This is a genomic window from Streptomyces sp. NPDC004609 (assembly GCF_042873655.1).
GTDB lineage: Bacteria > Actinomycetota > Actinomycetes > Streptomycetales > Streptomycetaceae > Streptomyces.
Map to the genome: position 1 here is coordinate 41729 of NZ_JBIALS010000035.1, position 14820 is coordinate 56548.

Consider the following 14820-nt stretch of genomic DNA (forward strand, 5'->3'; position numbering starts at 1 on the left):
CCGGCGTCTGGGTCAGACCGTGCGGATGAGCTGGTGGTTCACGAATTCGCGGATGCCCAGTGCGCCGAGTTCACGGCCGACCCCGGATCGCTTGCTCCCGCCGAAGGGGAGTTCCACGGCGTCCAGTCCGACGCCGTTGACGTACACCATCCCGGTCTCCAGCGCGTTCGCGACCCGGTTCGCCTGGGCCGCGTCATCGGTGAAGACGTACGAGCCGAGACCGAACGGGGTGTCGTTGGCGATGCGGACCGCGTCGGCCTCGTCGGCGGCACGGTAGACGATCGCCACGGGGCCGAAGAGTTCCTCGTGGTGCACCGGGTTGGCGCCGGTGACGTCCGCCAGTACCCCGCAGGTGTGGAACGCGCCGGTGCGCGAGCTCGGCAGCAGCACCTTCGCTCCGGCCGTCACCGCTCGCTCCACTTGGGATGCGAGGGTCTCGGCGGCGCGCACCGAGGAGAGCGGACCCAGCACGGTTGCGTCGTCCAACGGATCGCCCGGCGCGATGTCTGCCAGCTTCCCGACGAAAGCCTGCACGAACCGGTCGTAGCGGTCCTCAAGGATGATGAACCGCTTCGCGCCGTTGCAGGACTGGCCGCTGTTGTCCAGCCGAGCCTCGACCGCGGCGTCGACGACCGGGGCGAGATCGGCGACGTCGAGTACAAGGAACGGGTCCGAGCCGCCGAGTTCCAGCACGGTCTTCTTCACCGACCCGCCGGCGAGCCCGCCCACGATGGCGCCGGCTCGTTCGGATCCGGTGAAACTGACTCCGGCCAGGCGCCGGTCACCGATGATCCCGGCGAGCTGGTCCTCGGAGGCGAGGATCCGGTGGAGAACTCCCTCGGGGGCGGCCGCCGCGGTGAACGCGTCCGCGATCAGCCGGGAGGAGTCCGGGCACTGCGGGGCGGGCTTGAACAGCACCGCGTTGCCGGCGGCGAGGCTCGGTGCGGCGAACCGGGCGACCTGGTAGTAGGGGAAGTTCCAGGGCATGATCCCCAGCACGACGCCGAGCGCCTGTTTCCGGATGACCGCGGTGCCGCTGCCCTGCTGGAGCGCGATCGGCTCGTCGGCGAGGAACGCCGCGGCGTTCTCGGCGTAGTAGTCGTTGATGTCGGCACTGAACTCCACCTCGGCCAGTGCCTGGCTGATCGGCTTGCCCATCTCGCGAACGGCGGTCGTCGCGAAGTCGCGGAGGTGGTCGCGGTGGAACCGCGCGGCCCGCTTGAGCACCGCCGCCCGCGCCTGGACCCCGGTGCGTGCCCAGAGCTTCTGCGCCGCCACCGCGCCGCTGATCACTTCTTCGAGTTCGGTCTCGCTCGCGTAGGGGTGCGGGCTGCCGGCGGCACCGGTGGCCGGGTTCACTACGCGAAATGGTGCTGCGGAAGACATCGTCGATCTCCTAGTTGGACAGCTGCGGGGTGTTCTCGGTGACCGGGCCAGGTCGGCTTGTGCTGTCGTCGAGCCGCGCGTAGACGCCGGGGCGGCGGCGCCGCGTGATCAGGGCGCCCCCCGCGCCGGCCAGGAAGGCCGCGAGGACGAATCCCATGACGCCGTAGGCCTGGGCCTGGGTACCGGTCATGAGATTGAAATTGGCGATGACGAGAACAAGGATCACCGCCAGCCCGAGGGTCGAGATCATCGGGGCCACTGTCGTGGACCAGCGGCTCCTCCCGGTCTCCACCTTCCGGAAGTAGACGACTGTGGCAAGGCCGACCAGCGTCATCAGGATCACCACACCCAGCGACGAGGCCGCCCCGGCCAGGGTGAACACGACGGTCACCGGATCGAGCCCGGTGCCGATCGCTGCCAGCAGAACCACCACGGACACCACCGAGACCAGCAGCGAGGACCGCGACGGCGCGTGATGCCTGGTGCTGACCTCGCCCAGCCGCGCGGGCAGCATCTTCGTCCGGCCGAGTGCGAACACGTACCGGGTCACGATGTTGTGGAACGACAACGCGCAGGCCAGGAAGCTCGACACGAGCAGGACCTTGGCCACGTCCGCGACGATCGGGCCGACCACCGTACTGATCAGGTCGAGGACCACGTTCTCCGGATCGTCCGCCGACCGGGACACGATCTGGCCCGTGCCGACCCCGGTCACCACAAACCAGGCCGATACAGCCGAGAACAGGCCGATCGCCACGACCGCGATGTAGGTGGCCCGGGGAATGGTCCGGTCCGGGTCCCGGGCTTCGTTACGGAAGACCGCGGTCGCCTCGAACCCGATGAAGCTGTAGAACGCGAACATCACCCCGAGCGCCGGTACGCCTTCCCCCAAGGTGCTCAGGGGCACCGTGGCCGCGGCACTGGTGCGTCCGCTGTGGATGAGGACGCCGATGTCCAGTGCGATGACCACGAGGGTCTCCAGCGCCAGTGCCACGAGCAGCACCTTGGAGCTGAGCTCGATGTCGCGGTAGCCCAGCACCGCGACCAGCGCGAGCAGGCCCAGCGAGAACACCCACCACGGGATGCCGCCGGGGAGCAGGTTGCCGGCCGCCACGCCGAAGTAGGCGGTCACTCCGATCAGCAGCAGCAGATAGGACGCGATGGCGACCGCGGCCGCCCCGGTTCCGGTGACGCGGCCGAGACCGGCCTGGATGTAGGAGTAGAACGCGCCGGCGTTGGGCACGTAGCGGCTCATCAGCGTGAAGCCGATCGAGAACAGCAGCAGCAGCGCGGTGCACGCGAGGAAGTAGTACGGCGCACCGGCGTTCGCGCTCTGCGCGATCAGCACCGGCAGATTGGCGGCGACCACGGCGAGCGGCGCCGCCGCGGCCACGACCATGAACACGATGGGGCCGACGCCCAGGTTGCGGCTGAGCAGTGAGGTCGCGCCGGGATCGGCGGCTGCGGGGCGGGGTGTCGAAGAGTGCGGACTGTCCATCGGAGGTGTTCCTTCGAGGCGAGGGGTGCCCGGGACAGCCCTTAGCGCTGTGACCGGCCGGGGATGAGCAGTGTGCGCAGCGAGGCGCCGGTGGCGAGTTCGTCGAGTGCCGCGCCGGCTTCGGCCAGCGGTCGGCGTGCCGAGACCAGCTCATCGATCTTCAGTTCGCCGTTCATGTACTGGTCGACCAGCGCGGGGAAATCGATGGCGGGACGGACGCTGCCGTAGTTGGAACCGAGGATCCGCTGGTCGGCTTCGGCCAGTGCGAGCGGTTCGAACGACGCCTTCGCACCGGCCGCGGGGAGCCCGACCACCACGGCGGCGCCGCCCATGCCGAGCATCGCGATGGCCTGCTCGGTGGTGGCGATCTTGCCGATGGCGTCGAACACGTAGTCGGCGCCGTCGGGCAGCGACTCGCGCAGCGCGGCGACCGGATCGCCGGCGGAGGCGTCGATCTCTTCGGTGGCGCCGAGCGTGCGGGCCAGCTCGGTCTTGTGCGGCTGCACATCGATGGCCACGATCCGCTCGGCTCCAGCCATCCGGGCCCCCTGAACCACCGAGAGGCCCACGCCACCGCATCCGATGACAGCGACCGTGGCACCCTTCTCGACCTTCGCGGTGTTGGTGACCGCGCCGACGCCGGTGGCGATTGCGCAACCGACCAGACACAGGACGTCGAGCGGTGCGTCCTTCCGGACGCGGATCGCACCGCTCGCGGGCACGATGGCTTCCTCGGCGAACGAGGAGACGCCCTGGTAGTGGTAGATCCGCTCACCGCCCCGGTGGAGGCGCGAAGTACCGTCGTACAGCACACCCCCGGGGGCGACGAGGTTCATCGCTACCGTGCACCGGGCGATGTGGCCCGATTTGCAGTAACGACACTCGTTGCACGGGGCGACCCACGACAGCACGACGTGGTCACCGACTTCGAGCTCGGTGACACCGGCACCGAGTTCGGTGACGATCCCGCTGCCCTCGTGGCCGAGGACCATCGGCACCGGAAGAGTCCACTCGTTCCGGATGATGTGCAGATCCGAATGGCACACGCCGGTGGCCGCGATCTGCACCCGGACCTCGCCGGGGCCCGGCCCATCGAGGTCCACCTCGGCGAATTCGACTTCGCCCGCATTTCCTGAGAACAGTACTGCGTACACTTTCTCCTCCAGATTTTCTCGATGGCCCGTGGCACCTGGCGGGGTCAGCACGACAGGATGTCGTCGATCCCCGTGAGCAGGCGGTCCGCGTGCCGGACCGCGAACGGCAGCGGCGGCCGGATCTTCAGCACGTTCTCGTGCCGCCCCGACGAACTGATCAGGATCCTCCGCTCGCGCAGTTCGTTGACGACCGCCGAGGCCGTGGCCGCGTCCGGTGACTTGAGGTCCGGATCGGCGACGAACTCCACTGCGACGAACAGGCCGTCGCCCCGGACGTCGCCGATACCCGGGTGCCGGCCGGCCAGTTCCCGCAGGCCGGTGATCAGATGCTGTCCGACCTCGCGGGCGTGGGCGATCAGCTGGTCCCCTTCGACGACGTCCAGCACCGCGGTCGCCGCCGCGATGCTGACGGAGTTGCCGCCGAAGGTGTTGAAGTAGCGGACGTCGCCGCCGAACCGGTCCATCGCCGCCTCGGTCCCGACGAGCGCGCCGATCGGGATCCCGTTGCCCATCGGCTTGCCGAGCACCACGAGGTCGGGCCGCAGCCCGTGCCGGGTGAACCCCCACCAGCCGCTGCCCAGGCGGCCGAAGCCGGACTGCACCTCGTCCGCGATCCACATGCCCCCGGCTTCCCGGACCACGTCGGCAGCGGGTGCGAGCAGGCCGGTCTGCCCGGTCTGCCGGGTCTGCACCCCGTCGCTCGACATCACCGAGTCGACGATCACGGCCGCCAGCCCGATTCCGCGCTGTCGAAGGGTGTCGATCGCCTGCCGCACCCGGTCGGCGAAGTCCTCGGCGGCGGTTGCCGGGTCCTCCCGGTAAAGGTCCGGCGCATCCACCAGCACGACGTTCGAACCGATGTCGTTGTTCGGCCCCAGACTCGGCGAGATCTCCGCCGCCGCGGACGTGGTGCCGTGGTAGCTGTGGGAGGTGCAGATGACTCCGCCGGCCCCCGTCTCGTAGCGCGCCACCCGCAGCGCCAGGTCGACCGCCTCGCTGCCGGTGCATGTGTAGACGACCCGCGAAAGCTCTTGCGGGAAAAGCGAAAGCAGCCGCTCCGAGTAGGCCACCACCGGTTCGGTGAGGTATCTCGTGTGGGTGTTCAACATCCCCAACTGCGCTGACACGAGGCGTTGTACGTGGGGATGGCTGTGCCCGACGGCCGGCACGTTGTTGTACGCGTCGAGGTACTCGTTGCCCTCAGCGTCGAAGAGCAGCACGCCCTCGCCCCGAGTGAGGGTGACCGGACGGGAGTAGAACAGCCGGTAGCTGGAGGCGAGCACGCGCTCGCGCCGGGCGTGGAGCTTCTCGGTCGCCGGATCGAGGCGGCCGTGAACGCGGCCGTCGAAGGCGTTCGCCATGTACTGGGGTCGAGTGTTCATCGCGTTCACCGTCCCTCTCGGATGGTCGGCCGGTGCGGACCCATGAGCGCGGCGCCACGTCCGCACACTCTTCTGATATGTGCCTCGGCCACACCCCGCTCGATGGCCAGCGCCTGCCGAAGGGCCGGCATGGTGTGTTCCACGCGCATGCTCCCGTAGACGGTCGGGCTCGCCCGCTCACGAGTGGTCCATGTCAGCGCTTGCACGCACAGCCGTGCCACGGCCAGGGGGTAGACCACCCGGAGTTCGTCGTCGGTCAGCGCGAGGACCCGGTCGTAGCCGGCCACCACGTGCCCGAGCGCGGCGAGCGGATCCGCTTTCCGGAGCATCGCGTACGCCCCGGCGACCGCCAGTTCGGCGATGCGCACGCTGTACAGGGCGTCGTTGAAATCGAGTACCCCCACCACGCTTCCCGCATCGTCGGCCGACCCGACGAGGACGTTGCTGTCGTTGAGGTCGTGGTGGACCACGGCTCGCGGCAACGAGGCCAGCACCGGCTCGAAATCCCCGATCCAGGCGAGAACCTCGTGCGCACAAGACTCTTCCGCGAGACCCGGGTCGGTCTCGGCGCACGACTGGATCGCCTCACGGGCCCGTGTCAGGTCCCAGTGGTGCGTTTCGTCGAGCAACGACGCCGGGAAACCCTCAAGCGCCTTCGTGATCTCGGCCGCCACCGCACCCCATTGGCGCAGCAGGGAGCCGTCATGGATTTTGACCTTGCGCAGTTCGGTCCCGTGCACCCAGTCGAAAACCGTGAGCGACCCGGTCACGGAACCAGCGCTGATGGGCAGGCGTACCGCACCGTCGCGGGTCTTCACGATGGTCGGTACCTTGAATTCCAGCGCACGCCCGGCCAGGTGGAGCAGGATCTCCTCCTGCCACCGCGCAACACCGCCGTTCCCGGCGGACAGCTTGATCTTGGCCAGGCGCAATTCACCCGTGGCCGTGGCGACCCGGAAGTTGAGGTCGCGTTCGCCACCCAGAAAGGTCACGCCGCAGGCGTGGAGACCGTAGGCCCGGCCCAGGCATTCCGCCAGCGCGACCGGCCAGGCCGTCTCCCCAGTGTGCGGATCCTCGGGCAACTGCGACATCGATCATCCCTTCCACGGCTTCGAGCAACCATTGCCGACCATGCGCCGGGTGTGTGGTTCCCCGCAGTCAACCTGACAGCCTGATGCACCTCAATGCCCAGATCAGTGCGAAACGGAGAAGATACTGTGCACTTCGCACAGTATGCTGTTCTGGGTGATCGTTGACCGCGCAGTGGAAGGGAAGCCGATGCCGGAGTCGGACCGGACGGCCGAGCTGGTTCGCGCCGCAGCCCGCGCGCTCCTTGGAGAGCGGCTCGGCCGGATCGTCGACAAGGGCGTACAGAAGACGATCGAAGACGAACCCAGCTATACCGGCGGACCCGTCAGCCGAGACGATCTCCGTTTCCATATGGACCGCAGCATGCGGCTCGCCCTGGCTCGACTGGAAGAAGATCCGCTGCCACCGGACCTGGAATCGGCCGCGCTCGACATCGGGGCGACCCGTGCCCGGCAAGGAATCCCGCTCGCGAGCGTGCTGCACGCGTTCAGGATCGATCTGAGGACGCTGTGGGAAGCGCTGATCGACGAGAGCAGGGAAATCGGCGCCGAACAGCGTGCGGAGTTCCTCGAACGCTCTTCGCTGATGGTGTGGGAAGCCGTCGAGCGCAATGCGGAAGAAGTCGTCCGCGGATACCGCATGGCCAAGGAGAGCATCGATGAGATCCGCTCGGCCGCATTCGACCAGCTGCTCCTCGACGGTGATCGCCACCCCCCGTCGGTGGAGAACGCGGCACGAGCGCTGGACCTGCCGGCGTCCGGGCGGTACGTCTGCGTCGTCGGGACGTTCACCACACCACGCCCGGAACTCGTCGCCGAGTGTGCGACCCGCCTCGAAGCCCGGGGACTGCCGTTCTACTTCAGCTGGTTCGCCCAGGAACTTCGCGGGGCCGTCCACGTTCCCACTCACCGTGACAACTTGGCGGACGAGCTTTCCCCGTTGCGGGAGCATGTCTGCTCAACCGCCGAGGCCGACGGTCTGCGCAACGTCGCGCGGGCCATCCGGCTCGCGCGGATGGCCGTGCGCGGCAGGACCGAACCGGGCCTCCAGCGGCTGGACCAGAGCTGGCTCAACGCGGTCGCCGCCGCCGACCCCGAACTGTCAGAAGCATTGCACCTGGCGGTTTTCGCACCACTTGCGGCCCTGAGTCGGAGCGAACGAACCGGAATCCTGGAAACCGTGGGCGATCTCGTATCGCACGGTGGGACGATCGCACAGATCGCCGAGCGGACCTACCGGCACCGGAACACCGTGCGCGCCCGGCTCCGGTCATTCACCGAACTGACCGGCTTGGACCTGTCGACGACGAAGGACCTGGCCACGACCGCCATCGCGTTCGCGATCGACGCCCTCCGGCGTAAGAAGGCGGCGTAGGCAGCCACGCCGTGCGCCTCGGCACCCTTCGCCCTCCGCATGCCGGACGTGGGCCGCCGAGGCCGTCCTCAGCGACCCGGAGACGGTGTGGGAGGAGTACGGGGTCGGGGAGACCGATGCCCCCGCCGTTCTCATGGACTCGGCCGAGGCCGGCAAGGAACTCGGTGTGCCCTACCCCGACGGCAGAGGACAACCGGACGAAGCCCCGGTTGCGGTGCCCACAGGACGATGGGAAGTCCGTGCGTGCCACAAGACCGGCAAGTTCCCCTGGGGCGGGGTAGTCCAACTCCTCCCAGCCGATGCTCAGCCGACAGCTACCGCTTGGAGGAGCTAACACAAAGCCTTCGGTCGGCTATGTCTCGTTGTCTGTCCGCTCGTTGGTCCGTCCGTGGGGAGGCTGAAGGGTCCGCCGTGGGTGGTGTCGGATGGTCTGTGGTCGCGTATCGAGCCGTTGCTTCCGGTGCGGCAGCGCCGGTCACGCAATGCGGGCCGGGTGTCTGCAGGGGATCCTGTTCGTTCTGCATACCGGGATCCAGTGGGAGTGGTTGCCGCAGGAGCTGGGCTTCGGGTCGGGGATGACGTGCTGGCGTCGGCTGCGGGACTGGCACGAGGCCGGTGTCTGGGACCGGCTGCACCAGGTGCTGCTGACCGAGCTGCATCGCGCGGGGAAGACTGGACTGGTCGCGGGCGGTGATTGACGGCTCGCACCGGCAGGCCCGTCGGGGCGGCCCAAAACCGGGCCGAGCCCGGTCGACCGCGGCCGGCCGGGCTCGAAGCACCACATCGTCACCGACGGGCGCGGCACCCCGCTAGCCATCACTTTGACCGGCGGCAACCGCCACGACGTCACCCAGCTCCTTCCGCTCTTGGACGCGATACCCCGCATCCGAGGCGTTACCGGCCGACCGCGACCCGAAACCGGTCTGGCTGTGGCGCTCGGCCACCGGCGCGGACGTCGACCGCTGTGGCAGGTGTTCCTCCGCCGCTTCGACCTGGAGCACACCTTGCATCCGGCCTGTTACTGACCCGGCGCCCAGGAGGGTGCTGTTCTGCCGGGTTCCTCTGTGAGGGCCTGTGCGGCGGCTTCGCTGACGGCTTCGGTCCGGCCGGGGGAGTCGCCGGCTGCTTGGCTGCCGTCCGGTCGTCGTCCCGGGAGGCCTCCTTCCGTTTCCGATGCGCGGGCAGGAGCGGACGTCTTCGTCGGTGCCGGCCAGCTCCCGGGGCCACGGTTCCAGGCGGCGGCTCAGAGGAATGCCAACCACGCGGTGAGTTCGACAGACAACGCGAGGGTGCCCCAGAGGAGGATGTGCCCGACTGGCCGGACCGGGTGTCCTGCGTCTTCACGCAGGACTGCCATGTGGACGGCAATGGAGGCCGGTGTCGAGGCGGCCCAGAGTGCACCCGCGAAAACGAGCCCGTCCATGGTGAGTTGCCGCCAGTCGCGGAACTCGCTGTGCAGTATGCGGGCCATTGTGGGCAGACCGGCTGCGGGCAGCAGCCCCAGTGCGGTGCTGGCCGCCACCCACCACCATCGTTTCCCGTGGCCTGTGAGCCGCCCGAACCAGTGGCCCAGGGCCACGGCCGGCAGGATGTACGCGGCGGTCAGCAGCGCGCTCGCACCCCACAGCACCGGCAGCCCGACCGCCAGTGTGACAGGGAACAGTGCAACCGCCGTCGGTTGACTGCCGGACCGCCCGGTCCACGCCAGCGCCAGCGCGGCCATGACCACACACAGCACAGCCATCGATACCGATGACGGCGCGGACCCCGGCCTGCTGGTCCCACGTCTGCCCAGTAGTTGGGCCATGTCAACCCCCCGACACGCCTATGCCCGCGCACTGCTTCCACTTACCCCGAGCGGTCGCTTCGGCACCACCCTACGCACACTGCTGAACGCGTTCAATAATGGTTTCAGGCGCGGTGCGCCCGATATCGGGACCCGGTCCGGTGGAGAACGGACCGCGGCACCGCCGGTGCCTGACGCGGGACGGGCAGCGGTCGTCCGGGGTGGTGCTCAGGCGGTCCAGTCGCGGAGGCGGCGGGCTGTGCGGGCGACACCGAGGGTGCCGGAGGCGGTTTCTCTCACGAGGCCGACGGCGTCTTTGGGCGGGTAGTCGAGGCGGTGGCCGCTGAGGGCGAGGTAGGCCTCGGTGCTGTGCCAGGCGAATGCCTCGTTGGAGTGCTCGAGGCACGGCAGTCTGGCAAGGGTCTGGAGCAGGGCGGCGGCTTTGAGGTGGGGCGAGCCGTAGACGTCGCGGCCCATCGCCCGGGCGTTCACGCGCGTGACGGCGGCGTACAGGACTCCCAGGTCGTCGACTTGGGGATCGCCGTCGAGGAGTTCGGCGGCGTGCAGGAGGAAGGTGACATCGAGAGGGTGCGGCACTGCGGGCTGGGTCACGCGGCGCGGCCCCGCCCCTGCTTCTCCGCTCCGGCTCGCGCCTCCAGCTCGGCGGCCCGCTCCTCCGGCGTGGCATCGATACTGCTGGGCTCGGCCGTGAACACGGCCCCGCTGCGGGCCATCGACTCCCGGAACCCTTCCAGGAACCGCTGCTCGACCGCGGTCGCACGGGTATAGGCGGCGGACAGGATGTACTCCTGCATGCTCACACCTTCCTGCTTCGCGGCGGCCGCAATCGCGGCCCGCTGCTCCGGGTCGGGGAAGCGCAGGTTCATCGCTTTCGGATCCGTCATGGTACCCACGGTACCAGCGATACCATCCGGAGGTTGCCGCAGCGCCCGACGCGTCCCGGACCGCGACGGGGCACCCCGCGGATTCCTCAATCAGCCGCACGACCAGGTCTCCGCTTGTATAGGCGTCCACCAGTTCCGGGCCGAACGTCAGGCGCTGCAGCACGCGGCCATCATTGCTGCCCGCGTCGAGCGCGTACACGACGCGATCACCGTCCTCGGCCTCTCGTGCCAGATCGCGCAATGTCTGCTGCTCACGGGCGGTGAGGCGGTCCGGTACTCGGATTCGCTTGGTGTGTGGGCTTGTGAGCAGGTGCCGGACTTGGGCATAGATCCCAGGTGTTCCTGGCGATGTGGCGTAGGTTTCCCAGTACTCCGCCCACAAGGTGCCTACCGCCAGCAGCCCCGGACCTTGGCTGAGAGCCTCCTCCAGCAGCACGGCAGCACGGGAGCCCATCTCCCCGTCCAAGAAGCGCTGCGCCTCATCCAGCCACAGCACCGTTCGCGCAGGCAGCGGCGGACCCGACAACAGGTCCGCCAAATCCTGTGCGCTGCTTGGCCGCGCCACCGACCATTGCGGAGCCATCCGCAACAGCGCCTCGTACACCGTCCGTGTTTTTCCCGTGGTCGACTCGCCTGTCAGCACAGTGAACACTGAGGCGTGGCCAGCTACTGCGGGTTCCAACGCGTCACGCAGTTCCACGTCGTGTGCGCATCGTGTACGGCGTCAACTCCGGCGTCGACTGGCCTGGCTGCCCACCCGGTGAAGCAGAAATGGAGTGCACCCGCAACTCCAGAGGATCACACATCTCTACCGATGACCAGTCAGAACCACGTGGCGCCCGGCCCCCGGCGACCGCAAATGAATGCTTCGCGGCACCACTCGCGGCAGGTAGGTCCTCAGCGCTGAGAGGACGGCAGAACACCTCCATAGTCGCTGGACCGAAGTAGCGGCGCACAAGGTGCGGCACTTTGTGCAAGATGTCCGACAGTTGCTGCCGTCCCCACAGATCGATCACCAGGTCGCTGTGCCGCTTCCGCAGGTCCGCGAGCTCCTCATCGATCTCGGTGTCGGCGACCCTGGCGGTGGTCACCACGACAAGGCGGTGCGCTCCGAAGGGGCGGCGCCCGCTGGCGTAGGAGGGGAGCCCGCTCGACCGGAGCCGACGGGGATCCCTGCGGTCGGCGCGGCCGATTCACGGGCGCTGGACGTCCAGCTTCCCCTCCGCGTAGATCGCGCGCATGCGCTTCTTGTCGAACTTGCCGACGCTGGTCAGCGGCAGCTCGTCGAGCTCCACCCAGCGCTCGGGTACCCACCACTTGGGCACCGAGCCGAGCAGGGTGTCGCGCAGGTCGGCCAGGGTCGTCTCGGCGCCGTCGCGCATCACGACCAGGACGCACGGGCGTTCGTCCCAGCGGTCGTCGGGCACGCCGATCACCGCCGCCTGGAGTACGTCGGGGTGCCGGGCGATGGTGAGTTCCAGCTCGTTGGAGGAGATCCACTCGCCGCCGGACTTGATGACGTCCTTGGCCCGGTCGGTGAGGGTCGCGTACCCGAGTGGGTCGAGCGTGCCGACGTCTCCGGTGCGCAGCCAGCCGTTCCGGAACCTGTCGTCGGATTCGAGGCCGTAGTACGAGTCGGCGATCCAGGGCCCGCGGAGTTCGAACTCGCCGACCGCGTGCCCGTCCGCGGGCAGGATCTCGCCGGTGTCCGGCTGGACGAGGCGGATCTCCACACCGGCGAGGACGCGGCCCTGGCCGTCGGCGCGGCGCTCCGGGTCAGTGTCCTCCTCGGCCCGTGGCGGCCGGTTCATCGTGATGAGCGGCGAGGTCTCCGTCATGCCCCAGCCCTGCAGCGCCGCCACCCCGTAGCGGTCCAATCCGGCGCGCAGCGTGCGCGGGATGGGCGCGCCTCCGAGGATGACGCGGTTGAGCGTCTTTAGGTCGCGCGACGGGTCCGCGTCCGCGTAGTTGAGGATCTCGTTCCAGACGGTGGGCACCCCGTTGGAGAACGTCGGCTGGTAGCGCTCGATCGCCTCGACCACGGTTGCGGGGTCCACGTGGCGGTTGCACAGCAGCAGATCGCCGCCGGCCCAGAACGTTGCGAACGGGTAGCCCCACGCGTTGGCGTGGAACATCGGCGTGATGATGTAGCCGCAGTCCCGCGAGTTGAGCGCGACGGCGTTGGCCGTGCACAGCGACATCGCGTGGAGCCAGATCGACCGGTGACTGTAGGCGACGCCCTTGGGGTCGCCGGTGGTCCCGGTCGTGAAGCACAGGGTCGCGGGGGCCTTCTCGTGGACCTCGGGCCACGGGAAGTCGGTCGGCTGCCCGGCGACAACGTCTTGGTAGCGCAGCACCTCGCCGGGCCAGGCACCCAGGGCGCCGTCCTCGAACCCGCCGACCACGACGACGGCGCGGACGGTGGGCAGTCGGTCGGCGATCTCCGCGAGGCGGTCGAGGAACGAGGCGTCCGCGATCACGACTTCGTCGGCGGCGTGGTTGATGGTGAACACGAGCTGTTCCGCGGACAGGCGCGGGTTGATCGTGTGTAGCAGCGCGCCCATGGCCGGGACCGCGAAGTACGCCTCGAAGTGCTCGCGGGTATTCCACAGGAACGAGCCCACGACGGAACCGGCCCGGACCCCCAGCGCCTGGAGGCCACGAGCGAGGGCCGCCACCTGCCCGGCCACGTCGCCGTAGAGCATTTCGGAGGCGTCGGCACCGACCGTCCGGACCGACCGCCGGGAATGCCAGGTCGAGCCGTGCCGGAGGATGTTGGCGACGGTGAGGTCGCCGTCGCCGATGTTGCCCAGGGGGTGGCTCGACGGGTGGCTCACAGATGTTCTCCTTCGCATGATCCGGCTGAGTTGGCTGATCGGGCTGTGGTACCTGTAGCAACAGCGATCGGTGCGACGTCCGGGGCGGTTAACTGCACGGCGCCGTTGGCTGGACGACGGACAGCGGTCGTTGAGCATGCCCACGAGTGCGCATAGCAGAACTTTATTCTGTCTTGAGGAATTTACCCGGTCAATAAGCGCCGAGTGAACGTCTTTGCAGTGAATGCCTCTTCCGTCCGTGCGATGCGCGGCACCAGGCGGGGCGGCTTACTCGGCGGGGGGATGGAAGCACAGCTCGGGGGTCAGGCGCGCCAGAGTTCGGCGCCGGACCGGACCACCGGCAGCTCGGGCACGACGGCGTGCCGGGACAACCTCGTGACTGCGAAGCCGAGTTCGGCGATGTCGGCGGCCGAGATCATCTCCTCGGGCGCGATCCGGTCGTGCGTCCAGGCGCTCATGTCGGTGTTGACATAGCCCGGGCAGATCGCGGTGGCCGAGACGCCGTGCGCGGACTCCTCGGTGTTGACGGAAGCACACAGGGCGACCAGTGCGGCCTTGCTGGCGGCGTACGCGGCCAGGCCGGGCTCGGGTGCGAGCGCCGTCAACGAGGACACCGCGATGATCTTCGTTCCGGTCACCGGCTGCTGCGCGGCGGTTGCCCGCAGCAGGTCGAGGGATTCGCCGATGAGCAGGAACGGGGACCGGATGTTCACTGCGAACTGCTTGTCGAAGCGCTTGAGCGGATAGCCCGCCACCGGCGCGGCGGAGCCCACTCCAGCGCTGATCACCAGGGCGTCCAGGCGGCCGAAGTACTCGGCGTGCGCCGCGGCGACCCTCCGTACGTCCTTCTCGGCCGCCATGTCCCCCGGCGCCGTCTCGACCCGGACGCCCAGCTCGGTCAGGTGCTTGGCGGCCTCGTCGAGCGTGGGCGCGTCACGGGCGCTGAGGGTCAGGTCGTAGCCTTCGGACGCCAGCCGGTGGGCGATCGCATAGCCGATGCCGCGCGAAGCTCCCGTCACCAGGGCTGCCGGGCGCGTTTCGAGCGTGGGTGCGGTATCCACGGTGGTACCTCTCTTCGGGGCGGCCGGATCCTGGGCGTGGTCGGCGCGGCATGCGTTCGCGTCGGTGGTGAGCTCCGCGTCCGGCCCCGCGCCGACCTCGTGATCGTGATCATCGCCACGCCGCCGTCGCTTTTCAGGGCCGCGGCCTGCTCCCCTTCGGCCTGGCACGGCACAGAACTCGGCAAGTGACTTACTTATCGCTCGCTCAGTGGCGACACTAGGAGTCGCCCATGCGCCCGTCAAGCCCGGTCGGCAAAGGGTTGACCGGAGGAGGGCAATCGCCTACCTTCCTGCACATTCCCACTGAGCGAGCGATCGGTAAACTCGCCGCAGAGATCCGAGGACTGT

11 protein-coding genes and 2 pseudogenes are annotated in these 14820 nt (G+C 68.8%); 3 read left to right on the plus strand and 10 right to left on the minus strand.

Annotated features, from left to right (window positions below; all coding sequences use genetic code 11):
* Positions 1-12: 12 nt before the first annotated feature.
* From ACFYT4_RS28560 to ACFYT4_RS28580, 5 genes are read right to left on the minus strand one after another with little or no spacing between them, the layout of a single operon-like run.
* Entirely contained in the window at positions 13-1386 is a 1374-nt protein-coding gene (locus ACFYT4_RS28560) for an aldehyde dehydrogenase family protein (protein WP_389275036.1), read from the minus strand.
* Between the two features lie 10 nt (positions 1387-1396).
* On the minus strand, positions 1397-2884 hold the full coding sequence (locus ACFYT4_RS28565) for an APC family permease (protein WP_389275039.1): 1488 nt from the start codon (positions 2882-2884) through the stop codon (positions 1397-1399).
* A gap of 41 nt (positions 2885-2925) precedes the next feature.
* Positions 2926-4038 (minus strand): alcohol dehydrogenase catalytic domain-containing protein, encoded by a 1113-nt coding sequence (locus ACFYT4_RS28570; protein WP_389275042.1) that lies wholly within the window; start codon positions 4036-4038, stop codon positions 2926-2928.
* 44 nt (positions 4039-4082) lie between these two features.
* Positions 4083-5420 carry an aspartate aminotransferase family protein gene (locus tag ACFYT4_RS28575; protein WP_389275045.1) on the minus strand — a complete coding sequence of 446 codons (1338 nt, stop codon included), beginning with the start codon at positions 5418-5420 and terminating at the stop codon, positions 4083-4085.
* A 5-nt stretch (positions 5421-5425) separates the two neighbouring features.
* Positions 5426-6511 carry a phosphotransferase gene (locus ACFYT4_RS28580; RefSeq protein ID WP_389275048.1) on the minus strand — a complete coding sequence of 362 codons (1086 nt, stop codon included), beginning with the start codon at positions 6509-6511 and terminating at the stop codon, positions 5426-5428.
* Between the two features lie 142 nt (positions 6512-6653).
* Between ACFYT4_RS28580 and ACFYT4_RS28585 the strand changes: the two genes are divergently transcribed.
* The 3 genes and pseudogenes from ACFYT4_RS28585 to ACFYT4_RS28595 form a co-directional block, all read left to right on the plus strand.
* A complete protein-coding gene (locus ACFYT4_RS28585) occupies positions 6654-7883 on the plus strand; it encodes a helix-turn-helix domain-containing protein (protein ID WP_389275051.1) in 1230 nt (409 codons plus the stop codon).
* A gap of 64 nt (positions 7884-7947) precedes the next feature.
* Positions 7948-8217, plus strand: a pseudogene (locus ACFYT4_RS28590) (Imm21 family immunity protein); the annotation flags it as partial.
* 63 nt (positions 8218-8280) lie between these two features.
* Positions 8281-8791 (plus strand): annotated as a pseudogene (locus ACFYT4_RS28595) (IS5 family transposase); the annotation flags it as partial.
* A 335-nt stretch (positions 8792-9126) separates the two neighbouring features.
* Here ACFYT4_RS28595 and ACFYT4_RS28600 read toward each other — a convergent pair.
* From ACFYT4_RS28600 to ACFYT4_RS28620, 5 genes are all read right to left on the minus strand, one after another.
* Positions 9127-9606 (minus strand): hypothetical protein, encoded by a 480-nt coding sequence (locus ACFYT4_RS28600; protein ID WP_389275054.1) that lies wholly within the window; start codon positions 9604-9606, stop codon positions 9127-9129.
* 291 nt (positions 9607-9897) lie between these two features.
* Complete coding sequence (locus tag ACFYT4_RS28605) at positions 9898-10281, minus strand: fic family toxin-antitoxin system, toxin component (protein ID WP_389275057.1); 384 nt, start codon at positions 10279-10281, stop codon at positions 9898-9900.
* The gene (locus ACFYT4_RS28610) at positions 10278-10574 is read right to left on the minus strand and encodes a DUF1778 domain-containing protein (protein WP_389275060.1); all 297 of its coding nucleotides are present in this window, start codon (positions 10572-10574) and stop codon (positions 10278-10280) included. The genes ACFYT4_RS28605 and ACFYT4_RS28610 overlap by 4 nt, the downstream gene beginning before the upstream one ends.
* A gap of 1193 nt (positions 10575-11767) precedes the next feature.
* Positions 11768-13411 carry a long-chain fatty acid--CoA ligase gene (locus ACFYT4_RS28615; protein ID WP_389275062.1) on the minus strand — a complete coding sequence of 548 codons (1644 nt, stop codon included), beginning with the start codon at positions 13409-13411 and terminating at the stop codon, positions 11768-11770.
* Positions 13412-13713: 302 nt separating this feature from the next.
* Positions 13714-14472, minus strand: a complete 759-nt coding sequence (locus ACFYT4_RS28620; RefSeq protein WP_389275065.1) for an SDR family NAD(P)-dependent oxidoreductase — start codon at positions 14470-14472, stop codon at positions 13714-13716.
* Between the last annotated feature and the right edge of the window lie 348 nt (positions 14473-14820).